Here is a 24886-nt window from a genome sequence, read left to right on the forward strand (position 1 = left end):
GGCATCGTTCAATGACCACCGAGCCGCATGATCACTGCCGTGGTATCGACAGGGGCTCTTTGCGGTCATTGACCATGGCCTCCAGCACCGCGCCATCAGCACCCGGGGGCAACGGCCAGCGCATTTGCGCACCGGGCAACACGTAACCGAGCAGACCCTCGGCGATCACCTGCTGCTTGCCGCCGCCAGCGAACCTCACCGCCGACAATCGCGCATGGGCAGTACCCTCGTTACGCAGTTGCAGGAAGCGTGTGCCGCCTTGCTGCTGAATCTGGTAAACGAGTTTTGGCGCCAGGGTCTGCACGGTCTTGCCTGGCTGCTCGGCGGCGCCCTCCGGCGCAGCGCCGCTGCCGAAAACGAACAGCGGGATGGAATAGCGCATCTGAAACTTCACCCCCAATTGCGGATCAGGGGCCGCATTGCTGTCGAGCATCTCGTCGATCAGCACCCGGTAGGCTCGCTGCACCCCGGCCTGCGGCGCCTGCATAACCATCAGGCGGATCATCTGCCGCTTGCCCGGAGCGATGGTCACCACCGGTGGGCTACCGACCACTTCACGCTGCGCGTCCAGGCGATCCTCGAAGTCCGACTGTTTCCAGTCCATGACCCGTATCTGCAGATTGACCGGTGCCTGGCCACGGTTTTCCAGCCACAGCGCCACTGCTTTCTGCTCGGCCTCGATCACCGGATTGATCGGCCAGATCAACACCGAACTGGCCGCGGCCGCATGGCCCGCGAACATCAGTAGTAAAACTAAAGCCCCTGCTCTGGCATGAAGAAAATCGAGGTGCTGCCATGCCGCTCGGGCCATGTGGATCTCCCTGTTCAATAACTGACGGTAACGGTGACTACATCGCTGTAAATACCCGCGCTGGGCATGGGGGTGACGCTGAACAACCGGGCATAAACCGGAAAGCTTTGAGTACCCCCAGCAGAGGGAAACGTCGCGCTGAGAGCGGTGGCACCGTTGTTGCCGTCCCCCCAGACATCGCTGAAGGCACTGTCTTTATATAGTTGATAACGCAGACGTTCGCTGCCTTTGGCCAGAAACCGCCCGCCTGTCACGCTGCCGGTGTTGGTGCCCGGAACCGATGCCGATGGTCAGCGCGATGCCCGGCGTGCACTGCAGCACGATGGTGCCGCTGCCGGGCGTACTGGTGCGGCTCACCGGGTTGCCGAGGCTGCTGATCTGGCCGAAGTTGATGTTGCCGTAGCTGGTCACATCGCTGCCGCCGCTGCCGAGCAGGCAACCGGCGGTGATCACCGCACGAACCTGAAATTGCCGGTCGACACGTAGCTCGTTGGTGCCGGTATCAGCGAGCGCATCCAGTGCGGCGAGCAGAATCGCGAATGGCCAGGCGCGTCGCATCGACGTCACCACTTCACCGTGACGGTTACCGTATCTCGGTAGATGCCCGCCGCAGGGGAACGCTGCGCCGGTACCCGGCCATAAACCGGCAGCCATTGATCCTGGCCGGTACCGGTGCGGCTAATGCCCACCGTGTTATCCCAAACGGTCTGGTAGCTTGCCGAGGTGTAGAGGTTGTAGGCGATCTGCGCGCTTGGCCCCTGCAGGCGCCGGGCGTTGACGTTGCCACTGCCACCGGCGCTGATCAGCACCTGATAGGGCGTGTTGCTCAGGCAATTGACACGCAGCGCGCCATTGCCCGGTTGGCCGACCACATCCAGTGGAGGGCGCAGAATGGAATGGGTGCCGAGGTCGAAGGTGCCGAACTGGCCAAGGTCGTTCGCTGCCGTGCTGCCCGCGCTGCAGGCAGGCAGTATCTCGGCGAACAGGCCGATGGTAGCGGTCTTGGTCGCGGCAGTGGGTACACCCGGGGCGAGCGCCAGCAGCGCCACCAGTAGGACGGGCCGGTAGCCGGTCATGGCAGTTTCCAGACAGAGAGCGGGTTCGCAAGCGATTGGGCGAATCGCCTGCAGGCGTTTACCAGGCCACCGTCACCTGCACGGTATCGGTGTAGGTGCCCACCGACGGCACGGCAGCGCGAGGCGGCACCTGGCCATAGACGACGATCTCCTGCACTTCGCCGTTGCCGGTCGAATCCAGCGTGTCGCCGCCGTTGCTACCGTCGCCCCAAGGCGTGGTGCGGCCGGCATCCTGGAACAGGTTATAGGCGATCAGATCGGTGCCATTGCTCATGTTGCGCTGGCCGCCGGCGGGATTGCCGCCGCTGTCGAGGGTCACGCTGTAATCGGTGCCGTTGTTGCACGTCACGCTGAACGAGCCACCGCCGCCGGAACCCACGGACTGCGCTTCAAGCGGCGCGGTGATGGCGGCAACGCTGCCGAAGTCGATATTGCCGAAGGTGCCCCCGGCAGAGCCACCATTACCCACGGTGCAGCCATCGGTGATGACCAGTTGAATACCAAGTTGACCGGTAACGGTACCGGCTGCATTCGCCGTCGAGCCAATGGCCAAGGCCAAAAGGGATGAAACCAGTAGCGCTGAACGCCGCATAACCGTCTCCTGCAGACTCGAGAAACTCCCATGCTCAGAGACCCGGACAGTCACATCCGGGCGTTAAGGGGGAGACAGGACAAGGGTCGACCACGTTCAGGCAATTGCACACGTCAACAAAGCAGCCTTATTTTCGAAAGCCGTCCAATATGGCCACCAAAATACTGATTCAAATGGATAATATTTTTTGACGTGAGAGAAGAGCGAGTAAGCCCTGAGCAAATGTCCTACAGAAAAAAAGGACACCCGCTATCAGCGACGATGAAAAAACTGTCCACCAGATCAAGATTTTGGCGTCATTTCCACATCGTTTCAGCGCCAGTCTTCACGCAGACGAATCAGGCCTTCCTGAGCCACCGAGGCGACCAGTTGCCCCTGGCGATTGAACACGCTGCCGCGGGAAAAACCTCGGGCGTTACCGGCCCAGGGGCTGTCCATGGCGTAGAGCAACCAGTCGTCCATGCGCAGGTTGCCGTGGAACCAGATGGAGTGATCGAGGCTGGCCACCTGCATGAACTTCTGCCACACCGATACGCCGTGGGGCAGCATCGAGGTGGTCAGCAGATTGAAGTCCGAGGCATAGCCAAGCAGGTACTTGTGGATGGCAGGTGTGTCCGGCAACTCGCCGTCGGCGCGGAACCACACGTACTTGACCGGCTCACTGACCTTGGGCGCGAATGGGTTATCGACGGTCACCGGGCGAATTTCGATGGGCTTGTCGAACAGCACACGCTCGCGTACTCGAGGCGGCAGCGAGTCGGCCACCAGACTGGCCAGTTCGGTTTCCGAACGCAGCCCTTCAGGGCCCGGTACGTCAGGCATCTGCGCCTGATGGTGGAGCCCTTCTTCTAGGTACTGGAACGAGGCGCTGCAGGTGAAGATCGCCTTGCCCTTCTGCACCGCCGTTACCCGGCGGGTGCTGAAACTGCCGCCGTCACGCACGCGGTCGACTTGATACACCACAGGCAGAGCCGCATCGCCTGGGCGCAGGAAGTAGCCATGCAGCGAGTGCACATGGCGATCAGTCTCGACCGTCTGAGTGGCCGCCGACACGCACTGGCCCAGCACCTGACCGCCGAAGAGTTGGCGAAAACCGAGATCCTGGCTGACGCCACGGAACAGGTTTTCCTCGATGGCCTCGAGGCTCAGCAGCGCCACCAATTCTTGCAGGACTTGACTCATACGGTTCTCCACGGCCCCTCTACCCAGGGCAATACTGCGACACGCGCGGGGTGCGCGGACGGTGAATGGTAATGCCTTTGCCGCCTGTCAGGAATCGTGGCATGAGGACGGAGGCGACAGGCTCAGCCCCGCTTCGGCCATTCGCCGCGCATGATCCGATACAGCAGGTGCGGACGTAGCGGGTGCCCGGGCGCCAGCGCTGGGTGTTCGAAGCTGCCGGCCGGCTGCATGCCGAGCGCCTGCATCACCTGCTGCGAGGGGGCATTCACGGTGGCAGTGAAGGACACCAATCGCTCCAGCTCCAGGCGCTCGAAGGCGCAGTCCAGTGCCGCACGAGCGGCCTCCTGGGCGTATCCCTTTCCCCAATGTTCCGGCAGCAATCGCCAACCGATTTCCACCGCCGGCGTGAAGGCGGCCTCGAAGCCGACATGGGCCAGCCCGGTCATGCCGACGAAGCGTCCGTCCTCTCGACGCCGCAGCGCCCAGAAACAAAACCCATGCTGCCTGAAGTGCTGCTGCAAGCGCGCCAGTAATGCCTGGCTCTGCTCAAGGCTCAACGGCGCCGGAAAATGGCGCATTACCTGCTCGTCAGCGCACAGGGTCGCCAGCTCATTGAGGTCTTCGTCGCGCCAGGCGCTCAGGTAGAGGCGCGGCGTCTGCAGCTCGATCACATCCATTTCGCTTCTCGTGCATACTGCCCAGGGTTCACCAAACGCCGCCATTGTATGCCCCTGCCGCTGATCTACCACGACGACTACAGCCCGCCCTTTCCCGAAGGCCACCGCTTTCCGATGGAGAAATTCCGCCTGCTGCGCGACCACCTGGTGGACAGCGGACTGACCCGGGATGCCGACCTGCTGCGTCCGCAAATCTGCCCTGCGGACATCCTCGCCCTCTGCCATTGCCCCGCCTATATCGAGCGTTACCTGAGCGGCGAGCTGAGCCACCAAGATCAGCGCCGCCTCGGCCTGCCATGGAGCCCGGAGCTGGCACGTCGCACCGTACGAGCAGTGGGCGGCTCGCTGCTGGCGGCCGAACAGGCGCTGCAGCACGGCCTGGCCTGTCACCTGGCAGGCGGCACCCACCACGCCCACTACGATTACCCGGCAGGCTTCTGCATCTTCAACGACCTGGCGGTGATCGCCCGTTACCTGCTGGAAAGCGGCAAGGCGCATCGCGTACTGATCTTCGATTGCGATGTTCACCAGGGTGACGGCACCGCGCGGCTGCTCGAACACGTGGACAACGCCGTCACCGTGTCGCTGCACTGCGAGCAGAATTACCCGGCGCGCAAGGCCCGCAGCGACTGGGATATCCCACTGCCTCGTGGCCTGGGCGACCGCGACTACCTGAAAGTCGTCGACGACACCCTCGATTATCTGCTGCCCCTCTATCAGCCGGATATCGTGCTCTATGACGCCGGCGTCGACGTGCATCGCGACGATGCCCTCGGCTATCTGCAACTCAGCGACGCCGGCCTGGCCGCCCGCGACGAAGCCGTGCTGCATCATTGCCTGGGCCGCGACATTCCAGTGGTCGGCGTGATCGGTGGCGGTTACAGCAAGGATCGCCACGCCCTGGCCCGCCGCCACGGCATACTGCATCACAGCGCCGCGCGGGTATGGCAGCAACGAGGGCTCGGGTAAACTTCCCCCTTTGCCCAGCCGACACCGCCATGACCGATATCCCCACGCCCACCTCCCACTCGGTCGCCATCATCGGCGGCGGCCCAGCCGGCCTGATGGCTGCCGAGGTGCTGGCGAGTGCCGGCCTGCGGGTCGACCTCTACGACGCCATGCCCTCGGTGGGCCGCAAGTTCCTCCTGGCTGGCGTCGGCGGTATGAACATCACCCACTCCGAAGCCTACCCGGCGTTCGTCAGCCGTTACGGCGAGCGCCAAGGGCAGATCGACAGATTGCTGCAAGGCTTCGATGCCGATGCCCTGCGCGACTGGATTCATGGCCTGGGCATCGAGACCTTCGTCGGCACCTCGGGCCGCGTGTTCCCCACCGACATGAAGGCAGCGCCGCTGCTACGCGCCTGGCTCAAACGCCTGCGTGAAGCCGGCGTGCACCTGCACACCCGGCACCGCTGGCTGGGTTGGAATGGCGACGGCAGCCTACGCGTGGGCACCCCCGAAGGTGAGCGCGCGGTGCACGCCGATGCGGTCTTGCTGGCCCTGGGCGGCGGCAGTTGGCCGCGGCTCGGCTCCGACGGCAGCTGGGTCGCCCATCTGCAGCAGGCCGGCGTGCCCGTTGCGCCGCTGCAACCGAGCAACTGCGGTTTCGACGTAGCCGCCTGGAGCCCGCTGCTGCGCGAGAAATTCGCCGGTGCGCCGCTGAAGAACGTGGCCCTGGGGCTGAGCGGTGAAGCGCAGCGCCAGGGTGAATTCGTGCTCACTGCTACAGGCATCGAAGGCAGCCTGGTCTACGCGCTATCAGCCGGCATTCGCCAGCGCATTGCCCGTGACGGTAGCTGCACGGTGCACCTCGACCTGCTGCCACAGCGCAGCGAGGACGCCTTGAGCAAGGCCCTGAGCAAGCCCCGTGGCTCACACTCCATGGCCAAACACCTCCATCGTCAGGCCGGGCTGGATGGCGTCAAGGCTGCACTACTGCGCGAGCTGACCCCCGCCGAGCACTACGCCAATCCCCAGCGCCTGGCCGCCTCGATCAAGGCCCTGCCCATCGAACTGCGCCAACCGCGCCCGCTGGAGGAAGCGATCAGCAGCGCTGGTGGCGTGCCTTTCGAAGCACTCGACAAAGGGTTGATGCTGACCGCTCTGCCCGGCACCTTCTGCGCGGGGGAAATGCTCGACTGGGAAGCGCCTACCGGCGGCTACCTGCTCACCGCCTGCTTCGCCAGTGGCCGCATGGCCGGCCAGGGCATCGCCCGCTGGCTGCGAACCAAAAACCGATAACCCACGGATCGGGAGGATCCCCATGCTGACCAGCGTCGAACTCAAGACTTTCATTCCGGCAAAGGACTACCCACTCAGCCAGGCCTTCTACACCGCACTGGGTTTCAAACCCGGCTGGCAGTCGGATGAAATGAGCTACTTCAGCAACGGCGAACACAACGCTTTCCTGCTGCAGAATTTCTACGTCAAGGAGCAGGCAGACAACTTCGTCATGCACCTGCTGGTCGATGACGTCGAAGCCTGGTGGGCCAACGTGCAGAAGGAAAACCTCGCCGAACGCTTCGGTGTGCGCACCATCGAACCCCAAGACCAGCCCTGGGGCATCCGCGAGTTCATCATCTTCGACCCGAGCGGCGTGCTGTGGCGGATCGGGCAGAATATCTGAACCCGGGAACGCCATGACCACGGCTGGGGACGTCTCCATGAACACCGCCATCAGTGGTCAACAACTGCTCGAGGCGGCCCTCAGCAACCCTGTGAATCAGGCGCTGCTGCAGCTACTTCCCAAGCTCGATATTCCAGCCTGCACGCTCACTGCCGGCTGCCTGTTCCAAGCCGTTTGGAACCTGCAAGCGGGTCAGCCTGCGGATTGGGGCATCAAGGATTACGATGTTTTCTACTTCGACCAGGATGTGTCTTGGGAAGCCGAAAACCAGATCATCGAGCGAGTGCAGAGAGCCTGCGCTCACCTAGCGAGCAATATCGAAGTACGCAACCAGGCCCGTGTGCACCTTTGGTACGAGCAGAGGTTCGGCGCTCCATGCCCACGACTGCAGAGCGTCTTTGATGGCATCGACCGCTACTTGATCAAGGCAACCTGTGTGGGCGTAGATGTCAGTAGTGGCGAGGTATACAGCACCCACGGCCTGGATGAGCTGCAACAAGGAATACTGCGCATCAATCCGCTAAATCCGCACCCTGCGATGTTTATGCACAAGGCACAGAGTTACCAAGCGCGCTGGCCTTGGCTGAAAATAGAGATGCCTTGAACGGGGTGAAACAGGCGTAGCCTGGGTTGAGCGAAGCGATACCCAGGGCCTCTGCGTTACGCATCCTGGCCCTGGATCGCCTTTCGAAAGAACACCCGGGCGTAACCGTCTTCAACTGCCCGGCGTGTTTCCCGGTATCCCAAACGCGGGTAGAAGAGGATGTTCTCGGTCATCCGTTCGTTGGTGTACAGCTCGATGGCCACACAACCCAGCTCCCGAGCCTGGTCTTCGGCGAAGCTCATCAGTTGCCTGCCCAGCCCCTGGCCACGGCCCTGATCGCACACCGCGACGTTCTGCACATGCAGGACATCGCCCTCATGCTCCAGCACCAAAACGCCCCTCACCGCACCGTCCAATTCCAATACGAACACCCTGCATTGCTCAATGACCTGGCGGTAATCATTGAGCATCGGCGCCGGCTCTTTGCCGATCCGCGGAATGTAGGGTGCGTAGGCTTCGTGGACTATCGCGGTGATCGCGTCGACATCCACCTCGCTGGCGCGGCGTATCAGCACTAACGCCCGCTCTTCGGCTTTCCGCCGAAGCTCGGCACCTTGCGGATGGCCTTGACCGGCGGTGCGGCGGGCTCGTCGTTTTCCATCCAGCGGCCCAGGCTGCCGGATTTACCACCGCCCACCACCTTGGACTTTTTCGGTTTCTTCGGTTTCTTTACTACCTGGCCGCCAGCGAGCGTCTGCGGCACACGGTGATCGGGAATGAAATCCGGCTCGTCGACACGCTGCAGCACCTGCTGGATCAGTGCCTCGATGGCCGAGAGCAACTGCACCTCGTCGGCGCAGACCAGCGACACCGCCTGGCCGGTGGCGCCAGCACGCCCGGTACGGCCGATGCGGTGCACGTAATCTTCGGCAACGATGGGCAGATCGAAGTTGACCACCATCGGCAGGTCGTCGATATCCAGACCACGAGCGGCCACGTCGGTGGCGACCAGCACGTCGACTTCGCCGGCCTTGAAGCGCTGCAGTGCGCGCAGGCGAGTCGGCTGTGGCTTGTCGCCGTGGATCGCGTCGGCGCGAATGCCCGCGGCCAGCAGTTCCTGCTCCAGCTCGTCGACGCCCTTGCGGGTCTTGACGAAGACCAGCACCTGCGACCATTTCTTGCTGCGATACAGATGCAGGAACAGCTCGGCCTTGCGCTTCTTGTCGACCGGAATCAGCCACTGTTTGACCGACTTGGCGGCGGCATTACGCGGGCTGACTTCGATGCTCAGCGGGTCGTGCAGCATTTCGCCGGCCAGGGTGCGAATGGCCTCGGAGAAGGTCGCGGAAAACAGCAGGGTCTGGCGCTTCTTCGGCAAGGCGGCGAACAGGTCATCCAGTTCGCGGGCAAAGCCCAGGTCGAGCATGCGATCGGCTTCGTCGAGCACCAGCACCTGCAACTGGGAAAACTTAACTGCGTTCTGGCGGTACAGGTCGAGCAACCGGCCGGGGGTGGCAACCAGTACGTCGAGGCCTTTGCGCAGCTTCATCATCTGCGGGTTGATGCTCACGCCGCCGTACACCGCGTAACTGCTCAGGGGCAGAAACTGCGAGTAGGTCTGCACGCTCTGCTGCACCTGCTCGGCCAGCTCACGGGTCGGTACCAGCACCAGGGCGCGCACCGAATTGCTGGCGACGGTCGGGCCTTCCATCATCAGGCGCTGCAGGATCGGCAGGGTGAAGGCGGCGGTCTTGCCGGTACCGGTCTGCGCCGCGGCCATCAGATCGCGGCCCTTGATGATCGGGCCGATGGCCTGGGCCTGGACGGGCGTCGGGGTCTTGTAATCGAGGCCGTCGAGGCAGCGCAGCAGGGGTTCGATCAGGCCGAGGGAAGCGAAGGTCATGGCGGGCAACGTGGTGGGCAATGGAGATGCCGCACAGTTTATCCTGTCCGGGTAGCGGCCGCTCAGCAGTTGCAGCGCGGCGATACCCGGAGTGGACATCCTGGGTATCGCTTCGCTCAACGCCAGGCTACGTGTTCCAGCACGCGGCTTAGAACTCGCCGCGCAGGGTCAGCATGTAACTGCGTGGATCGCCGTAGTAATTACCGCGACGCAGCTCACCCACGGACTTGTAGTACTTCTTGTCGAACAGGTTCTTGGCGTCGAGGCCGATAGTCCAGTGCTGGTCGATTTTCCAGGTGGCCAGTGCATCGTAGACCGCACGGCCGGCGTTGCTTACCTCTGGGCCGTAGGTATCGGTGCTGTAGCCGCTCTGTGCGGAAACGGCGCCACCAACGGTCAGGCGATTGAGCGCGCCGGGCAACTGGTAGGTGGTGGAAGCGCGCAGCAGGTGCTTCGGAGTCTGATAGTCGGTGGGGCCACCGCTGGCCTTGCTGGTCTGGTTGAAGGTGTAGCCAGCAGCCACCTGCCAGCCGGACAGCAGTTCGCCGCTGGCCTCCAGCTCGTAACCCTTGCTGCGTTGGATCTCGGCGTTGAGGTAGCAAAGGCCATCGATGTTCGAATCGCAGAGCGCGCCACTGGGGTCTTCTGCCGCCACGTCATCCTGCTTGATGTAGAACAGCGCGGCGGAGAGGTTCAGGCGTCCGTCATACAGCTCGCCCTTGATACCGGTTTCGTAGTTGACGCCAACAGCTGGCTCCAGCAGCGAGCCCGCTGCCGTGCGGTAATCGCTTTGCGGCTGGAAGATATCGGCGTAGCTGGCGTACCAGGACCACTGGTCATTGAGGTCGTAGATGATGCCGACGAAGGGCGTGAATTCATGATCCTGACGATTCGCCGCCTTGACTCCACTGATGGTCTCTTCCGTTTCGTACTCGTACCAGCTCAACCGCCCCCCCAGCACCACGCTCAGTGGCTCGCTCAGATACAGCCGCGTGTTGGCATAAACCCCATAACGCGTCTCGGCGCTGTCGTTGATCGCCGTCCAGCCATTGCGTGTCGGCCTGGTCAGTGCCTGATGACTCGGGTTGAAGACGTCGATGGCGCCAGCACCAGCAGCGGTATTGATATTGGCGTTCTTGCTGTACTGGTTCTCGCGGGACCAGTTGGCGCCAACCATCAGCGTGTGGCGCAGGCCGAAGGCCTCGAAGTTGCCGGATAGGTTGCTGTCGATGCCGGTGTTGGTCACGTCATCGCTGCGGTAAAGCGTTCGAAACAGCCGCGAGCCCGTGTTGGTGGCCGGGTTGATCGCGCCTTGCGGCAGTGCCGAACGCTGATCGAAGCCCCCTTCGGCACGGGTCAGCGAGGTCTTGCTGGTCCAGTCCTCGTTGAGACGATATTCCAGGTCGGCGAAGACTTCCGTCTGCTCGCTTTCGTGGCGGTTCCAGTCCTGCGCCAGCGAGGTGGAACGGGAAACGTCGAGGGCCTTGCCATTGCTGTAACGCGGCAGGCCGAAGATCGAATAGCCACTGGTGACACCCGTCTGCCGACGCAGGCCGACGGACAGGGTCGAGGCATCATTCAGATCGGCTTCGACGATGCCGTAGAACAGTGGCTTGCGGCTGGCTTCGCGGTCGTAGAAATACTGACGATCCTCATAGGCCACCAAGGCACGACCGCGCAGGGTGCGGGACTCGTTCAGCGCACCACTGCCGTCCAGGTCCACGCGGTAGAAATCGTCGGAGCCGGCGCGGGTGGTCACCGAAAAGTGTGGCTCGGCAGTCGGCCGTTTGCGCACCAGATTGACCGCGCCGCCCGGGTTGCCGTTGCCGACCAGCAGGCCGGCGGCGCCGCGAAGAATCTCCACGCGGTCGTAGACGGCGGTGTCCGGGGTCATCCAGCCAGTGGGGCTGTGAATCACGCCGGGCATGCCATCGACCAGATAGGCATCGGCGCCCAGCTCGAAGCCCCGGGAGTTGTACTGATGGTCGCCGAAGTTGCGCGTCTGCAGGGTGATGCCCGGTGCGCTGTAGAGCACCTGATCCAGCGAAGTGAAGTTGCGGTCGTCCATCTGCTGGCGGGTGATCACGCTGACCGACTGCGGAGTTTCACGCAGCGATTGCGCGCCCTTGCCCAGGGTGACCGCACGGGTGGTGTAGGAACCGGTACCCTCGGTAGTGCTGTTCGCCAGATCACTGCTGATGGTGGTGGCCTGCAGGTCGAGCGCCGCGGACGGCGCGCGCTCCATGATCAGCCAGACATCGCCGCTGCGCTGCACTACCAGCCCCGAACCGGCGAGCAGACGCTGCAATGCGTCGTCGATGGCGAAGGTGCCCTTGAGCGCAGGCGCCGAGCGGCTTGCGACCAGCCGATCATCGACGGCGAGGGTCACCCCGGCCTGGCTGGCGAGCTGCTTCAAGGTTGCGGCCAGTGGCTGCGCCGGCAGATCCAGTTCGACAGGGGCGGCCTGTACGCCCAGTGCCAGCGTCAGGGCGCTGGCGGTAACCAGTGTTCTCAGGGATGTGCGCAGCATGATGGGTCTCGTGATGATCTCGGATACCCCTTGACGGAGCAGGCCCCGAAAAGCCCAACCTGGAACGCGAAAATTTTTAGCGCGGCAGCAAGAGGGTGCTGTCGGCACGCTCCTGCAGGCGTACCCCGGCAAGCTGCGGCAAGGCCTGAACGAATGCCTCGATATCGGCGATTTGCACAACGGCGGTGATGGTCTGCGGCATGACAGGCTGCTCAAGGCGCAGCGGCTTTTCGCGATAACGGGCAAGACCGGCCACCACCTCGCCCAGGTCGGCCTGTTCAAAAACCAGGCTGCCGCTGCTGAAGCCGAAAGCGCCCGCCGCCTTGCGATCGGAACGCCGCAGCCCGACAGACTCAAGATAAAGGCCGACCTGATCGGCACCCAGTTCGATGCGCCGCTCGCCGCTGGTCATCGCGACCCGGCCACGGGCCACGCTGACCTGCACGCGCCGGTCGAACTTCTCGACCACGAAACGGGTTCCCAGCACCCGCACTTGTGCCGCGCCGGCATCCACCACAAAGGGGCGTTGCGGGTCGTGGCGCACGTCGAAGATGGCTCGCCCACGCAACAGCGTCAGATGCCGCACGCGGTCATCGAAGAGCACCTGAATGCGTGTATCGGCATCCAGCTGCACCTCGCTACCGTCGGCCAGTTGCATGCGCCGCAACGCACCGATACCGGTGAACAGCTGCAGCTCCTGGCGCGCGGCATTGCGGGCCAGCAGCCAGGAGCCCAGGCCGCCGAGCAGCAAGCCGCCGAGCATGCCGTTGCGCAGGAAGCGCCGACGCCCGACGTTTTCCATGGCGCCAGCCAGGGCACGGGTCTGGTCGGTGCTGGAGAAGTCGCCCCACAGGCGCTTGAAGCTGTGAAATTCCTGAGCGTTGCGCGGGTCGGCGGCCAGCCAGTTGGCGAAGACCTGACGCTCGGGGTGATCGTCCGGCAACTCGAGCAGCCGCGCGAACCAGTGCGCCGCCTCACGACGCCGCGCGCTCATGGGCAAAGCAGCTCACGGGCCTCGTGCAGATCGAGCAAGGCACGCACCAGGTGGCGCTCGACCATCGTGGTGCTGATCTGCAGCATCGCGGCGACTTCCACCTGGCGGTGCCCTTCGATGCGCACCAGCCAGAATACTTCACGACAGCGCGGCGGCAGGCAATCGAGAATGCGCTGCAGGGCGTCCAGACGCTGTTGGATATCGGCCAGATGCTCAGCCGAAGGGACGAACGAGGCGCCATCGTCCAAATCCATGCGCGGCTCGCTACCAGCCTCGGGAAACTGCTGATAGCGCGAGGCGTCGCGGTAATGGTCGATCAGTACAGAATGGGCGATGCGCCGCAGGTAGGCGTTGGGCTGTTCGATGACGCCACGCTGGTTGGCGAGCACGAAGCGAATGAAGGCATCGTGCAGCACGTCATAGGCACGTTGCACGCAATGGGTACGCCGGCTCAGGCTCAGCAGCAGATCGGTGTAGGCCCAGCGCAAATTGATTCCGCCCCACTCCATCATCCACCTCGGCCATGTTTCGACGGCGTCAGCCATCAGGGGGCGGGCAGTATAGAGAGCGCCTCGAGGCAAAGTAAATGAGAACTATTAGTAGCCGACTGACTGCTCGACCGGCACTTAGCTCGCTGAGCCGAGCAGCGCGCGTACCTTGGCTGCGGACATGCCCTGCAGCTGACGCAGAAAATCATGATCGACCACGTTGCGGCCGTACTGCTCACGCAGCAGGCTGCACAGGTGCAGGGTCAGGTTGGCAGCCATTTCCGCGTCCGCCAGGGCCCGGTGAGCCTTGCCAGTATCTGGAAGCCGCGCCCAGCGATTGAGGTTGCCGAGCTTATGGCTCGGTGCGCCAGGCAGCAGACGCCGCGACAACAGCAGCGAGCAGGCAAAAGGCTGGACACGCGCGCGGCCGATCAGGCCCAGCTCGGCGTCCCAGAACTTCTGATCGAATGAGGCGTTGTGCGCCAGCATCGGAATGTCGCCAACGAACTCGGCGACCTCATGCATCACCTCGGCTGCCGGGGGAGCGCTGCGCAGCATGGCATTACTGATGCCGGTCAGTTGCTCGATGAATGGCGGCACCCAGGCGCCGCTGTTCATCAGGCTCTGGTAGCGAGCAGTAATCTGCCCGTTCTCGATGATCACCACACCGATTTCGGTGGCGCGCGCCTGCTGAACCGGCGACATGCCGGTGGTTTCGAAGTCGATGACAGCAATGGGTTTCACGTAAAGCCTCAGTGTTTCAACAACAGATGCCCCTCGATGGGCACATAACGAGTGGCCGCGCGCACCAGCGATTGTGCGGTAAGCCCGGGAACACCATAGGCCACGGCCTCGACGCCATGACGTTGGCGAATGCGTTCGAGCAGCAGGTCGAAATCACCATCACCGGAAGCCAGCACCACGCTGTCGACGTTCGCCGCCGCGTCCATCACGTCGATGGTGATGCCCACGTCCCAGTCCCCTTTTGCCGAACCGTCACTGCGCTGAATGTAGGGTTTGAGCTTCACGGTGAAGCCGAGGTTGCGCAGGATCTGCTGGAACTGCTGCTGCTTGGGATCGCCGCGGTCGATGGCATAGGCGTACGCCTCGACTATCTCGCCGCCGCCGGCCAGCTCGTTCCACAACGCCGTGTAATTGAAGTGACAGCCATAGGCCTGGCGCACGGTGTAATAGAGATTCTGTACGTCGGCGAACACGGCTATTTTCTTCACCGGACATCCTCACAAGGGCTCGCGCGGTTTGCACGGCGGCCAGTATGCCAGTCTCGCGCCCTTCGGGTCGAAAGCCATTACCCGATGGTAATCGGATCACTGGTCGAGAAACCGACGCCCTCGTATGATGACGGCCTGTTTTTCTGGCCGCGATTTTCCATGAATCCCCTCGACGCCCTGCGTGACGCTTTGTTCTTCTTCAAGCAAAACCTGCTGCAGATCATTCTCCTGTGCCTGCCCTTCCTGCTACTAGAAGCCGCGCTGAGCATGCAGCTAGAAGGTCTGGTCGCAGCCGCTAAGGTACCGCTTTACGATGTGCTGCTCGGGCTGCTCTTCTACCCGCTGTACAGCGCCGCGCTGATCCTCTTCATCGACGCACGCAGCCGCGGCGAGCTGCCGGCCAGGGGCGCGCTGGTCGCCATGAGCCTGAGCCTGTGGCCGCGCTTCGTGCTGCTGGCCGGCATCGGAACCCTGGCGATCATGCTCGGCGCCTCGCTGTTCATCCTGCCGGGGCTATGGCTGATGGTGCGCCTGGTGTTTTCCGACTACCTGCTGGTGCTGCGCGGGATGTCGCCACTGCAGGCGCTGCACCAGAGCCTGCAACTGACCCAAGGGCATTTCTGGCCGATTCTCACCTGCGTGATGCTGGTCATGGTGCCGCCGTGGCTGGTTGGTTTCTGGGCCGGCGATATCGCGGCAGAGCCTGCCGGGCGCCTGCTGCTGGATCTGCTGCTTGGCCTCTTTCAGCTATTCACCACCGTGGTGGTGTTCCGCCTGTACATGTTGCGCACGGGCGACAACGCCGCGCCCCTGCCGTAACCTGCCGGACAATCCACCGTTCAAGACCGAGACGACCCCGTGGCAAGAAAATCGCGCAGAGAGCTGGCCAAAGACCGCGGAGACCTCAGCGCCCTGCCGATCACGGTCAAGGACGTGGCGCTCAAGGCCGGTGTGTCGCCGATCACCGTGTCGCGGGCGATCCAGCGCCCGGAGCTGGTCAGCGATGCCACCCGCGAGCACGTGTTGGAAGTGGTGCGAGCCATGGGTTACGTGCCCAACCTGATGGCTGGTGGCCTGGCGACCAGCAAAAGCCGCCTGGTGGCCATCGTGCTGCCGACCATCGCCAACTCGATCTACGCCAGCGTGGTGCAGGCAATCATGGATCGCCTCGCCGAAGCCGGTTATCACACCCTGGTCGGGCCAAGTGGCTACACCCCCGAATATGAGGAAGCCTTGCTCGCGGCGATTCTCGGCCGCCGCCCTGACGGCATCGTGCTCACCGGCACCTTTCATACCCAGGCCAGCCGCGAGCGTCTGGCGGCTGCCGGGATTCCGGTGGTCGAAGCCTGGGATTTAAGCGATGACGGGCTGGGTATGCAGGTGGGCTTCTCCCACGAGCGGGTTGGCGCCGCCGTGGCCGAGCACTTCTTCGCCCAAGGGTATCGCCGCTGGGCAGTAATCGGCGTCGATGATCCTCGTGCCTTGCGACGCTGCAACGCGGTGATCGAACGGCTTAGCACCCTGGGCGCCGACACTGTCGCGGTGCAGACACTGCCGCTGCCCGCCACCTGGGAAGTCGGCCGTAAAGGTCTGGCCAACTTGCTGGATGCCGGTGAAACGCCGGACTTCATCTTCTGCAGTTCCGATACCGTAGCCCTCGGCGTGCTGGCAGAGGCTGCGAGCCGAGGCCTGAGTGTGCCCGGCGACCTCGCAGTACTGGGCTTCGGCGACACCCTCAACGGCCAGTTCGCCAACCCTGCGCTTTCAACAGTGAGCGTCAATGCCACGGAGATGGGCCGGCAGGTCGCCGAAGCCCTGCTGCGCCGCTTCGACGGCCAAAGCGCCGAGGCGCCAATGGACACCGGGTTCGCAATCATCGAACGCGGCAGCACGGCCTGACGGGAAACCGCCTCTCGTAGCCTGGGTATCGCGCGGCTCAACCCAGGCTACGGGCTATCGCATGCGACCACATCTTGAACACTACCGTGAGCAAAAATCACAAAGTTCGTGCTTGAATGATAACGTTATCTGTCTATGATGATAACGTTATCTTTTTCACCACCTGCGACACCGTTACTGCTGCCCGGCGAGGCAGCCAGACCATCCGCAACGCCGACCACGGCAACAGGAGTCAAGCGATGAACAATAACAACACTCATACAGGTACCCCGGTCATCACCTCTCTGGAGGTCATCCCGGTTGCCGGGCACGACAGCATGCTCCTCAACCTGAGCGGTGGTCACGCGCCCTACTTCACCCGCAACCTGCTGATCCTGCGCGACAACGCAGGCCACGTCGGCGTCGGTGAAGTGCCGGGCGGCGAGGCCATTCGCCAGACCCTGGAAGACGCCCGCCAACTGCTGATCGGCCAATCCATCGGCCAGTACCAGAAGCTGCTCGGCCAGGTGCGCCAGGCCTTCGCCGACCGCGATTCCGGCGGCCGTGGCCTGCAGACCTTCGACCTGCGCATCACCATCCACGCCGTCACCGCCGTGGAGGCCGCCCTGCTCGACCTGCTCGGCCAGCACCTGGAAGTCCCGGTGGCCGCCTTGCTCGGTGAAGGCCAGCAGCGCGATGCCGTGGAAATGCTCGGCTACCTGTTCTATATCGGCGACCGCAAGAAAACCGACCTGCCCTATCGCCAGGAAGCCGATGCCGACAACGCCTGGTTCCAGGTGCGCAACGAAGAAGCGCTGGACGCCCAGGGCGTGGTGCGCCTCGCCGAAGCCGCCTACGAGCGTTATGGCTTCAAGGACTTCAAACTCAAGGGCGGCGTGCTGCGCGGCGATGAGGAAATCGAAGCGGTCACCGCATTGGCCGAACGCTTCCCGGATGCACGCATCACCCTCGACCCCAACGGCGCCTGGTCGCTGCAGGAAGCCATCCGCCTGTGCCGTGACCAACATCACGTGCTCGCCTATGCCGAAGACCCTTGCGGCGCCGAAAATGGCTACTCGGGCCGTGAGGTGATGGCCGAGTTCCGCCGTGCCACCGGCCTGCCGACCGCGACCAACATGATCGCCACCGACTGGCGCCAGATGGGCCATGCGATCCAGCTGCAATCGGTCGACATTCCCCTCGCCGACCCGCACTTCTGGACCATGCAGGGTTCGGTGCGTGTGGCGCAGATGTGCAACGACTGGGGCCTGACCTGGGGCTCGCACTCGAACAACCACTTCGACGTATCGCTGGCCATGTTCACCCACGTGGCTGCCGCCGCGCCGGGCAAGATCACCGCCATCGACACCCACTGGATCTGGCAGGACGGCCAGCGCCTGACCAAGGAGCCGTTCCGTATCGAAGGGGGGCTGGTCAAGGTGCCTCAGAAACCGGGCCTCGGCGTGGAGCTGGACATGGACGCCGTGGCGAAGGCCCACGAGTGCTACAAGGGCATGGGCCTGGGCGCGCGCAACGACGCCGTGGCCATGCAGTACCTGATTAGCGGCTGGACCTTCGATAACAAGAAGCCCTGCCTGGTGCGCTGAGCAGCCTCCTGAGCGATCGTGATACCCGGGGATATTGCCCTGGGTATCGCTTCGCTCAACCACAGGCTACGGTTCTAAGCGACATTCGCCCTTGTAGCCTGGGTCGAGCGCAGCGACACCCGGGGACTCGCAATCCTGGGTTTCGCTTCTCTCGACCCAGGCTACGTTGCGCCCCCCCCTTTTACGGGGATCGTCTTACTGAATCTTGTAGGTGAAGGTGTTCTTCACGCTCGCCACGGCGACCGCCTGGCCGTTGACCACCTTTGGTTGGTAGCGAAAGCTCTTCGCTGCTGCCAGTGAGGGTTTGACGAACAGCGGGTGGCAGTCGCCTACCACCTGAGGGTCTTCCACCCGGCCCTGGACGTTCACTCGATAAGCCACGGTGCACTCCCCTTCGATTTTGCGATCCAGGGCGCGCTGGGGATAGTCCGGGGCATCCTTGGCGATCGGCAGGTACTGACGGCTGACAGCAGCTGCTTCGGCACGCGCGGCCGCGGCGGCTGTTTGTCGCTGCGCCTCAGCCTGCCGGGCCTGGGCGAGTTGCTGTTCATGCACGCGCGTCTGACGCTGCTGCTCCTCTCGCACAACCTGCTCTTGGCGCAGGGCTTCGTCACGGCGTTGCTGCTGGCGATCACGTTCGATGCGCTGCTGCTTTTCCTGCTGTTCCTGTTGCACACGCTTGAGCGCCAGATCCGCCTTCTGTACCTGAGGCTTCTCGACCACCGGTTCCGGCATTGGCGCCGGTTCTGGCGCTGTCACTGTCGGCATGGGTGCAGCGGCTGGCGGCGGTGGTTGCACGGCCGGCGCGGGCAGCGAGACCAACTGAGTGGTGATCACCGCAGAAACCACAGGCGGCATCGGTGCGTTGTGCGACAGGTTGAGCAACACGAACGCCAGACCGATATGCAACGCCACCGCCACACCCAACGCGAAACTGTGCTCGCGCCAGGCAGGCCAGGAGAAACGCGGCTCGTGCAGTTCCAGGGTCTGGGTATTCATCTCAGGGCGCCTCGGTGATCAGCCCGAGACGGCTGACGCCGCCACGCTGCAGTTCGGCGATACCAGCGACCACGGCGCCATAGTCGGCATTCTGGTCGGCACGGATATACACCTGGGTCTCCGGGTTTTCGGCAACGATACTGGCGATCTTGGCGCCCATCTGCGCCTTGTCCACTGCGCTGTCGGTTTGCGACTCGGTGTCCACTTCGCTGCCCAGGTTCCAGTAGTAAGTGCCGTCATCCTTGACCGAGAGCGTGACGATGCGCTGCTCGTTCGGCGTCGGCAGCGCTTCGGCGGGCACCTTGGGCAGTTCGATCTGTACACCCTGCACCAGCATCGGCGCGGTGACCATGAAGATCACCAGCAGTACCAGCATCACGTCGATGTAAGGCACCACGTTCATTTCGGCTTTCAGGCCGTGTTTTTTCGTCGGTCTGACCAGCATGGGAAAATCCCTCCTCAGGCAGCGGCGGCCATGCTTGGCGCCGTACCGTTAAGACGACGGTGCAGACGGCCCTGCAGTTCGTTGCCAAAGGCGTAGTAGCGGGCGATCAGGGTCTGGGTGCGCGCCGAGAAACGGTTGTAAGCCATCACCGCCGGGATGGCTGCGAACAGGCCGATGGCAGTGGCGATCAGCGCCTCGGCGATACCTGGCGCCACGGTCGAGAGGGTCGCCTGCTGCACCTGGGACAGACCGAGAAATGAATTCATGATCCCCCACACGGTGCCGAACAGGCCGATGTACGGGCTGACCGACCCCACGGTGGCAAGGAACGGCAGACCTTTTTCCAGGCGCTCCTCCTGCTCGGCGATGGCCACGTGCAGGCTGCGCTCCACGCCGTCGAGCACGCTGTCCGGGTTGTTGCCGGCATGCGGCTGCAACTGGTTGAAGGTCTGATAACCGGCGAGAAAGATACGCTGCAGGGCGGCGTCCGCCGGTAGTTCCTGCTGTGTGCCTTCGCGGTAGAGCCCGCCGATTTCATCACTGCGAAAACGCTTGAGAAAGGTCTTCGCCAGACGCTCGCTACGGCGCAGCACCGCGCCGCGCTGAACGATCAGGTACCAGCTGATCAGCGATGCCAGCACCAGGCAGAGCATCACGGCCTGCACCACGATGCTGGCCTCGGTGATGAGGCCCCAGACGGTCATGTGTTCGAGGTGGGGTTGGTTTTGCATCATGGATTCCTTCGGTTGCACGAGCACCATGGCTCACATTGGAAGACAGGGACGTTGCGCGCTGATGACAGGCGCGACGTCCGGCACCTCATTCCAGCCCCAGCGCGTCGGCGACCGCCGACCAGGGCACGTATTTGTAGTTCTGATTACCTTCGGGCATGCGCTTGCGACCGTCCTGCACCACCAGCAGGCCGGCGCTCCATGGCCCACCAAGGTTGGCCGAGGTGACTTCCAGGCCGTCGGTTTCCGAAGCGCCGTCGATGCCCAGCTCGGCATTCAGGCCAACCTTGAAACTGCCGCGTAGCGTGTAGGGCGCCTTGGCCTCGACCACTACGTAGCTGTCGTTGCCCTGGCTGGAAATCACCAGGTAGTCGCGCTGCTTGCCGTGATAGAGCCCTAGCCCCTCGATGTCGTCCTTGAGCGGGCCACCAATGGCGATGACTTTCTCCAGCGAGGTCTGCGCATCGCCGCGGGCATCCAGCGCCCACACCGCCACGTCTTCCTCACCGATGTACAGGCGCTCGTTACGGTCATCGGCCACGCAGCCTTCCGGCTGGGTCTCGGTCTTGAAGCGCCTCACCAACTGGCCGGTCGCCTTGCCGCTATTACCGGCGAGGCGGTATTGAAGGAAGGTACCGTCCTTGTCGTTGGCGATAGCGTGGATGGCGCCCTGGCGATCCTTGAAAAGACACAGCCCGTAGATTTCCTCGAGCGGCGTGGCGAGCTGGCCGATATCGCTGAGCTCGCCGCTGGCCTGATCGATGGCGAACAGGTGCAGGCTGTTGTGATCGCGGTTACTGGCCACAGCCAGATCCACCTGACGATTGCCAAGCTGGAAGCCGGGACGGATATCGACGTTGTTGAGGCGGCCTACGCGCAGGTTCTGCACCTGCTTGCCCGCCAAGTCATAAGCCAGCAAGCCACCTTTCTTGTCGGTGCCCAGCACGCGGCTGCGTTCGGGATGAAGGGTGTTGACCCAGATCGCCGGATCATCCGCTGCATCGCCAAGGCTGGGCACGCCATCGGTCTGAACCAGCGGGGCGATCTGCGCGATGACTGTCGCTTGCGGCGTCACTTTCGGCGCCCAATTCAGGGTTGCGCTACGTGTTCCGTCATCATCGATCAGTAGTAGCTCAAGGCCCTTGGCCGTGGCCCGGGCGCTGACCTGCTCCGGCTCCTTGAGGCCATCTAGCTTCACCACACCAGCACGCTGCCACTGCTCGGCACTGCGCTGATACAGATGCAGGTTCGCCGCTGCAGAATCGAGCAGCAACAGGGCATCGGGCAGCACCGCCATGCCCGCTGCACTTTCAACCAGCGCACCAAAAGGTGCGAGCAGCTCGACCGGCGCACGCACTAGCGGCGCTTCGGCGCCAGCCTGGTAACGCCAGACACCGACATTTTCCTCGTTGACGTACAGGCTTTCGCTGCGGTCATCGACCTGACAGAAGCCGCTTTCCGGCGGCAGGCTCAAAGCGCGAACCTGGCGCGCTTCATTCAGCGGCCGTCCGTTTTCGGCAACCAGCCATTGCTCGCCAATGCCCTCTTCGCCCACCAGAAACAGATAGTCGTTGCGCGCGCTGTCGCGGTACAGGCACAGCCCCTCGATGGCAAAACGTGTTTTCGGCAGGTAATGGGCGTTGCCCCACGCATCGCCTTGCAGCCTTGTCACCAGCGCCTGCTGACGCTTCTTGTCGAGGGTGGCGACCAGCAGGCCACTATCATCTGCACGATGGTCGAGCGTTTCGAAACGGCCGGAAAACTCGCTGAGCACCTTAGCGTTGCGGTCGATCACCTGCAGGGCTTTGGGGCCGATTTGCAGGCGTTCGGCGTTTGCCAGGAATGACTGCGGTGCGAGCCACTGGGTGCTTTCGGTCTCGATCAGCGCATCGTTGATAGAGATCGTTGGCGCCAGGGTAGACACCGGTTGTGTCGCGGTAGTGCTCTGGCAAGCGGCCAGCGCAACGCACAGCCCCAACAGGGACAGATTGAACATACGCATGGGAACAAGGAGTCCTTGAGAGGGCGCACCGGGCGCCCTCGATGATCATCAGAAATGCGTGAGGGTCAGGCCAACCTTGTAGGTCGGGCCGTACTCTTCGTACTGGGCGTTGTAGCCGTGGCGCCCGGTGTAGACGTAGTAGGACTCGTCGGTGATGTTCTGGGCCTCGAAGGTCAGTTGCAGATCCGGCGTGAGGAAGTAACCGGCCTTGAAGTCGACGAACAGTTGATCGTCGACATACAGATCCTGATTCTTGTCTTCAATGGAGCCGATCTCGTACAGGTAGCTGGACTTGTAGTTGGCCGCCACACGCATGTTGAAGCGATCGTTCTCCCAGCCGAGCATGACGTTGCCGACGGTATCGGACTGGTTGGGCATCTCGATGGAACGTTTGGCGCTTTGACCCTCGATGCTCGCGTCGGATTTGCTCAGGGTCAGGTTGGCGCCCGCCAGCACGCCATTCCAGGGCTCAGGCAGCCAGTCGAATTTCTGCGAGTAGGCCAACTCGACGCCGTAGAGCTTGGCGCTGCTGCCGTTCTCGAAGCTCAGCGCTTCATCGAAATCGGCCCAGGCTCCGGTACCGGCGAGGTCGGTGTTGTAGATGAAATTGTCGATGTCCTTGTAGAACACGAACCCGGACAGCACACCGGCGCGGCCCATGTAATGCTCGATGCCAAGGTCGAAGTTCATCGACTCCAGTGGCTTGAGATCAGGATTGCCGAAGGAAGCATCGCCACCGTCGATGGCGAAGCCCGGCGCCAGTTGGCCGAAGGTCGGCCGCACCACGGTATTGGTTCAGGCAGCGCGGATGGCCGTGGAAGGCGACAACTGATAACGCGCATGCAAGCCAGGCAACCAATGGTCATAGCGGTTCTTGCTCTGGGTGTTTTCGTACACACCGTCACGCAGGCCGGTACCCTTGGCTTCAAACTCGGTGCCTTCGTAGCGCAGGCCCGCGATGAAGCGCCAGTCATCGACGTCGAGGCTGTTCATCAGGTAGGCGGCGTTGATGTCTTCGCGCATGTCGAAGTCATTGATGCGCGAGTTTTCCTCGTCGTAGAACGCATCCCGATCCAGGCCGCCGATCAGATCCTTGATCGCCCCGGCGCTGATGCCATTGCCATAGTTGCCCAGGGAGTAATCGACGTTGCCGCTCTGGAAACCACCCAGATCGACGCCGGAAAAGTCGTCGTAGACCCAGACCTCGGTATCGCTGGTCTTGTCACGCCGGCTGAGCTTGCCGCCGAATTTGACCTGTGCGGCGTTGCCGCTGAGGTCATAGTCACGGGCCAGATCCAGGCGAATGTTCTTTTCCTGATCCTTGCCGTTGACCTTCTCCACCTCTACCTCATCGAGCGTGAAGGAAGCCGGGTCGTAGAAATCGCTACCCACGCTGACATAGGGTTTGCGCGTGCCATCGAAGCCGACGTTTTCGAAATCCCCCACGAACTTGGCACCGGCAATACCGCCCGGATCCTTTTCGGTGGCCTGGCTGTAACCGGCCTGGCCGCTGAGCGTCCACAGGTCGATCATGCGTTCACCGCCGATCACGTAGGACTGGATCTCCTGAGTGTCCTGGCGCGATTTCAGGTCGCGCCAGCCCTCGGCATCGCCGCGTTCGCCGGAAGCTTGTGGGTCGGCGAACTCGACACCTGCCGCGTTGCGGGTCTCGGTGTCCTTGAACTTGCTGTACAGGGTGCGCAGGTAGTAGTTGGAGTAGTCGTCCGGCTGGTAGTCGAAGTTCAGACCGAAGCCAGTGCGCTCACGGGTGATTTCATAATCACGCTGCTCAACCTCATTGAGCCGGGCGCCATCGGAGAAATCCCAGTTGCCGCCGGTCTCGACGTTTTCCGATCCGAACTTGCGCTTCTGCCAGCTGAACGCCGCAGCCACGCCAAAGTTGTCGGTGCCGTCACCGAGGCTGAAGCGGTCGCTGATCGCGCCGGAGAATTTCGGGCTGTTCTCGCTGACGTTGGTGTCGTGGCTGCCTTCGGCGGAGAAGGTGTAGAACAGGCCGTCATGGTCGAACGCCGAGAGACTTTCCACCTCGATGGTGCCGCCGAGGGAGTTGGCATCCATGTCCGGAGTCAGGCTCTTGACCACCGACAGCGACTGCACCAGTTCGGCCGGCAGAACATCGAGCGCCACGGCGCGACGATCGCCTTCCGGGGCAGGTACCAGGGTGCCATTGATAGTCACGCTGTTCAGATCCGGCGCGATACCACGCACGCTGACGAAACGGCCTTCGCCCTGATCGCGCTCGACCGACAGGCCGGGGATGCGTTGCAGCGCTTCGGCGGCGTTGTCGTCCGGCAGCTGGCCGACGCCATCGGCATGCACCACGCTCTTGATGCTGTCGGCGCTCTTCTGCTCGCGCAGTGCCTTGTCGATACTCGCGGCCTGGCCGATCACCTCGACACGCTCGACCGCTTCTTCCTCTGCCCAGGCTGGCGCAGCGCTTATGGCGATGGTCAGCAGGCTGACCCTGAATCCGGCATTACGGATTTGACGAAAAGGCATTGCCACCTTGAATCCCTCGTTCCAATGGCCCCTGGCGATACCAGGAA

25 protein-coding genes and 1 pseudogene are annotated in these 24886 nt (G+C 63.1%); 7 read left to right on the forward strand and 19 right to left on the reverse strand.

From position 1 onward, the window contains the following. Nucleotides 1-31: 31 nt before the first annotated feature. From ACZ0AI_RS12880 to ACZ0AI_RS12910, 7 genes are all read right to left on the reverse strand, one after another. Entirely contained in the window at nt 32-811 is a 780-nt protein-coding gene (locus tag ACZ0AI_RS12880) for a fimbrial biogenesis chaperone (RefSeq protein WP_463562246.1), read from the reverse strand. A 14-nt stretch (nt 812-825) separates the two neighbouring features. Continuing rightward, complete coding sequence (locus ACZ0AI_RS12885) at nt 826-1065, reverse strand: spore coat protein U domain-containing protein (protein ID WP_463562247.1); 240 nt, start codon at nt 1063-1065, stop codon at nt 826-828. Then, entirely contained in the window at nt 1007-1369 is a 363-nt protein-coding gene (locus ACZ0AI_RS12890; protein WP_463570016.1) for a spore coat protein U domain-containing protein, read from the reverse strand. Before ACZ0AI_RS12890 ends, ACZ0AI_RS12885 begins: the two co-directional genes overlap by 59 nt. A gap of 5 nt (nt 1370-1374) precedes the next feature. Beyond that, nucleotides 1375-1887, reverse strand: a complete 513-nt coding sequence (locus tag ACZ0AI_RS12895; RefSeq protein WP_463562249.1) for a Csu type fimbrial protein — start codon at nt 1885-1887, stop codon at nt 1375-1377. 58 nt (nt 1888-1945) lie between these two features. After that, nucleotides 1946-2479, reverse strand: coding sequence for a Csu type fimbrial protein (locus ACZ0AI_RS12900; RefSeq protein ID WP_042553014.1), 534 nt, complete (start codon nt 2477-2479; stop codon nt 1946-1948). A 312-nt stretch (nt 2480-2791) separates the two neighbouring features. Then, nucleotides 2792-3661 carry an acyl-CoA thioesterase II gene (gene tesB, locus ACZ0AI_RS12905; RefSeq protein ID WP_225838489.1) on the reverse strand — a complete coding sequence of 290 codons (870 nt, stop codon included), beginning with the start codon at nt 3659-3661 and terminating at the stop codon, nt 2792-2794. A 122-nt stretch (nt 3662-3783) separates the two neighbouring features. Then, the gene (locus tag ACZ0AI_RS12910; protein WP_463562250.1) at nt 3784-4338 is read right to left on the reverse strand and encodes a GNAT family N-acetyltransferase; all 555 of its coding nucleotides are present in this window, start codon (nt 4336-4338) and stop codon (nt 3784-3786) included. A gap of 48 nt (nt 4339-4386) precedes the next feature. On the opposite strand from ACZ0AI_RS12910, the gene ACZ0AI_RS12915 reads away from it, so the two are divergent. The 4 genes from ACZ0AI_RS12915 to ACZ0AI_RS12930 are packed head-to-tail and all read left to right on the forward strand — an operon-like array spanning nt 4387 to nt 7570. Further along, nucleotides 4387-5307 (forward strand): histone deacetylase family protein, encoded by a 921-nt coding sequence (locus tag ACZ0AI_RS12915; protein WP_463562251.1) that lies wholly within the window; start codon nt 4387-4389, stop codon nt 5305-5307. Nucleotides 5308-5336: 29 nt separating this feature from the next. After that, nucleotides 5337-6581, forward strand: a complete 1245-nt coding sequence (locus ACZ0AI_RS12920; protein ID WP_463562252.1) for a TIGR03862 family flavoprotein — start codon at nt 5337-5339, stop codon at nt 6579-6581. Between the two features lie 22 nt (nt 6582-6603). Further along, nucleotides 6604-6966 carry a VOC family protein gene (locus ACZ0AI_RS12925; protein WP_463562253.1) on the forward strand — a complete coding sequence of 121 codons (363 nt, stop codon included), beginning with the start codon at nt 6604-6606 and terminating at the stop codon, nt 6964-6966. Nucleotides 6967-7003: 37 nt separating this feature from the next. Next, entirely contained in the window at nt 7004-7570 is a 567-nt protein-coding gene (locus ACZ0AI_RS12930; protein WP_463562254.1) for a nucleotidyltransferase family protein, read from the forward strand. A gap of 56 nt (nt 7571-7626) precedes the next feature. Here ACZ0AI_RS12930 and ACZ0AI_RS12935 read toward each other — a convergent pair whose 3' ends face one another. From ACZ0AI_RS12935 to ACZ0AI_RS12965, 7 genes are all read right to left on the reverse strand, one after another. After that, nucleotides 7627-8085 carry a GNAT family N-acetyltransferase gene (locus tag ACZ0AI_RS12935; RefSeq protein WP_463562255.1) on the reverse strand — a complete coding sequence of 153 codons (459 nt, stop codon included), beginning with the start codon at nt 8083-8085 and terminating at the stop codon, nt 7627-7629. Then, a complete protein-coding gene (locus ACZ0AI_RS12940) occupies nt 8085-9413 on the reverse strand; it encodes a DEAD/DEAH box helicase (RefSeq protein WP_463565935.1) in 1329 nt (442 codons plus the stop codon). The genes ACZ0AI_RS12935 and ACZ0AI_RS12940 overlap by 1 nt, the downstream gene beginning before the upstream one ends. A 148-nt stretch (nt 9414-9561) precedes the next feature. Then, on the reverse strand, nt 9562-11943 hold the full coding sequence (locus ACZ0AI_RS12945; RefSeq protein WP_463562256.1) for a TonB-dependent siderophore receptor: 2382 nt from the start codon (nt 11941-11943) through the stop codon (nt 9562-9564). Between the two features lie 76 nt (nt 11944-12019). Further along, complete coding sequence (locus tag ACZ0AI_RS12950; RefSeq protein ID WP_463562257.1) at nt 12020-12937, reverse strand: FecR family protein; 918 nt, start codon at nt 12935-12937, stop codon at nt 12020-12022. Beyond that, on the reverse strand, nt 12934-13425 hold the full coding sequence (locus ACZ0AI_RS12955) for a sigma-70 family RNA polymerase sigma factor (RefSeq protein ID WP_463562258.1): 492 nt from the start codon (nt 13423-13425) through the stop codon (nt 12934-12936). The genes ACZ0AI_RS12950 and ACZ0AI_RS12955 overlap by 4 nt, the downstream gene beginning before the upstream one ends. A gap of 138 nt (nt 13426-13563) precedes the next feature. Beyond that, complete coding sequence (locus tag ACZ0AI_RS12960; protein ID WP_463562259.1) at nt 13564-14169, reverse strand: 3'-5' exonuclease; 606 nt, start codon at nt 14167-14169, stop codon at nt 13564-13566. A gap of 8 nt (nt 14170-14177) precedes the next feature. Next, nucleotides 14178-14657 carry an NYN domain-containing protein gene (locus tag ACZ0AI_RS12965; RefSeq protein ID WP_463562260.1) on the reverse strand — a complete coding sequence of 160 codons (480 nt, stop codon included), beginning with the start codon at nt 14655-14657 and terminating at the stop codon, nt 14178-14180. A 159-nt stretch (nt 14658-14816) separates the two neighbouring features. Here ACZ0AI_RS12965 and ACZ0AI_RS12970 point away from each other — a divergent pair, with 159 nt between their 5' ends. The 3 genes from ACZ0AI_RS12970 (at nt 14817) to gudD (ending at nt 18142) form a co-directional block, all read left to right on the forward strand. After that, nucleotides 14817-15476 carry a YciC family protein gene (locus ACZ0AI_RS12970; RefSeq protein ID WP_463562261.1) on the forward strand — a complete coding sequence of 220 codons (660 nt, stop codon included), beginning with the start codon at nt 14817-14819 and terminating at the stop codon, nt 15474-15476. A gap of 39 nt (nt 15477-15515) precedes the next feature. Further along, nucleotides 15516-16556, forward strand: coding sequence for a LacI family DNA-binding transcriptional regulator (locus tag ACZ0AI_RS12975; RefSeq protein ID WP_463562262.1), 1041 nt, complete (start codon nt 15516-15518; stop codon nt 16554-16556). A 239-nt stretch (nt 16557-16795) separates the two neighbouring features. Continuing rightward, the gene (gene gudD / locus ACZ0AI_RS12980; RefSeq protein ID WP_463566141.1) at nt 16796-18142 is read left to right on the forward strand and encodes a glucarate dehydratase; all 1347 of its coding nucleotides are present in this window, start codon (nt 16796-16798) and stop codon (nt 18140-18142) included. 195 nt (nt 18143-18337) lie between these two features. Here gudD and ACZ0AI_RS12985 read toward each other — a convergent pair whose 3' ends face one another. The 5 genes and pseudogenes from ACZ0AI_RS12985 to ACZ0AI_RS13005 all read right to left on the reverse strand — a co-directional run bounded on the left by ACZ0AI_RS12985 (nt 18338) and on the right by ACZ0AI_RS13005 (nt 24839). Then, a complete protein-coding gene (locus ACZ0AI_RS12985) occupies nt 18338-19141 on the reverse strand; it encodes an energy transducer TonB (protein ID WP_463562264.1) in 804 nt (267 codons plus the stop codon). A gap of 1 nt (nt 19142) precedes the next feature. Next, complete coding sequence (tolR, locus tag ACZ0AI_RS12990; protein WP_463562265.1) at nt 19143-19586, reverse strand: protein TolR; 444 nt, start codon at nt 19584-19586, stop codon at nt 19143-19145. 14 nt (nt 19587-19600) lie between these two features. Then, nucleotides 19601-20317 (reverse strand): protein TolQ, encoded by a 717-nt coding sequence (tolQ, locus tag ACZ0AI_RS12995; protein ID WP_463562266.1) that lies wholly within the window; start codon nt 20315-20317, stop codon nt 19601-19603. A gap of 88 nt (nt 20318-20405) precedes the next feature. After that, the gene (locus tag ACZ0AI_RS13000) at nt 20406-22319 is read right to left on the reverse strand and encodes a phytase (protein WP_463562267.1); all 1914 of its coding nucleotides are present in this window, start codon (nt 22317-22319) and stop codon (nt 20406-20408) included. A 48-nt stretch (nt 22320-22367) separates the two neighbouring features. Beyond that, a pseudogene (locus ACZ0AI_RS13005) lies at nt 22368-24839 on the reverse strand (TonB-dependent receptor). Nucleotides 24840-24886: the final 47 nt, after the last annotated feature.

The sequence above is a fragment of the Pseudomonas sp. AC355 genome (assembly GCF_979258205.1).

What these genes read in the sequence shown, in the direction of transcription:
- ACZ0AI_RS12880 (WP_463562246.1), bottom strand. Translation starts at nt 811, where the DNA reads ATGGCCCGAGCGGCATGGCAGCACCTCGATTTTCTTCATGCCAGAGCA.
- ACZ0AI_RS12890 (WP_463570016.1), bottom strand. Translation starts at nt 1,369, where the DNA reads ATGCGACGCGCCTGGCCATTCGCGATTCTGCTCGCCGCACTGGATGCG.
- ACZ0AI_RS12895 (WP_463562249.1), bottom strand. Translation starts at nt 1,887, where the DNA reads ATGACCGGCTACCGGCCCGTCCTACTGGTGGCGCTGCTGGCGCTCGCC.
- ACZ0AI_RS12900 (WP_042553014.1), bottom strand. Translation starts at nt 2,479, where the DNA reads ATGCGGCGTTCAGCGCTACTGGTTTCATCCCTTTTGGCCTTGGCCATT.
- tesB (WP_225838489.1), bottom strand. Translation starts at nt 3,661, where the DNA reads ATGAGTCAAGTCCTGCAAGAATTGGTGGCGCTGCTGAGCCTCGAGGCC.
- ACZ0AI_RS12910 (WP_463562250.1), bottom strand. Translation starts at nt 4,338, where the DNA reads ATGGATGTGATCGAGCTGCAGACGCCGCGCCTCTACCTGAGCGCCTGG.
- ACZ0AI_RS12915 (WP_463562251.1), top strand. Translation starts at nt 4,387, where the DNA reads ATGCCCCTGCCGCTGATCTACCACGACGACTACAGCCCGCCCTTTCCC.
- ACZ0AI_RS12920 (WP_463562252.1), top strand. Translation starts at nt 5,337, where the DNA reads ATGACCGATATCCCCACGCCCACCTCCCACTCGGTCGCCATCATCGGC.
- ACZ0AI_RS12925 (WP_463562253.1), top strand. Translation starts at nt 6,604, where the DNA reads ATGCTGACCAGCGTCGAACTCAAGACTTTCATTCCGGCAAAGGACTAC.
- ACZ0AI_RS12930 (WP_463562254.1), top strand. Translation starts at nt 7,004, where the DNA reads ATGAACACCGCCATCAGTGGTCAACAACTGCTCGAGGCGGCCCTCAGC.
- ACZ0AI_RS12940 (WP_463565935.1), bottom strand. Translation starts at nt 9,413, where the DNA reads ATGACCTTCGCTTCCCTCGGCCTGATCGAACCCCTGCTGCGCTGCCTC.
- ACZ0AI_RS12945 (WP_463562256.1), bottom strand. Translation starts at nt 11,943, where the DNA reads ATGCTGCGCACATCCCTGAGAACACTGGTTACCGCCAGCGCCCTGACG.
- ACZ0AI_RS12950 (WP_463562257.1), bottom strand. Translation starts at nt 12,937, where the DNA reads ATGAGCGCGCGGCGTCGTGAGGCGGCGCACTGGTTCGCGCGGCTGCTC.
- ACZ0AI_RS12970 (WP_463562261.1), top strand. Translation starts at nt 14,817, where the DNA reads ATGAATCCCCTCGACGCCCTGCGTGACGCTTTGTTCTTCTTCAAGCAA.
- gudD (WP_463566141.1), top strand. Translation starts at nt 16,796, where the DNA reads ATGAACAATAACAACACTCATACAGGTACCCCGGTCATCACCTCTCTG.
- ACZ0AI_RS12985 (WP_463562264.1), bottom strand. Translation starts at nt 19,141, where the DNA reads ATGAATACCCAGACCCTGGAACTGCACGAGCCGCGTTTCTCCTGGCCT.
- tolR (WP_463562265.1), bottom strand. Translation starts at nt 19,586, where the DNA reads ATGCTGGTCAGACCGACGAAAAAACACGGCCTGAAAGCCGAAATGAAC.
- tolQ (WP_463562266.1), bottom strand. Translation starts at nt 20,317, where the DNA reads ATGCAAAACCAACCCCACCTCGAACACATGACCGTCTGGGGCCTCATC.
- ACZ0AI_RS13000 (WP_463562267.1), bottom strand. Translation starts at nt 22,319, where the DNA reads ATGCGTATGTTCAATCTGTCCCTGTTGGGGCTGTGCGTTGCGCTGGCC.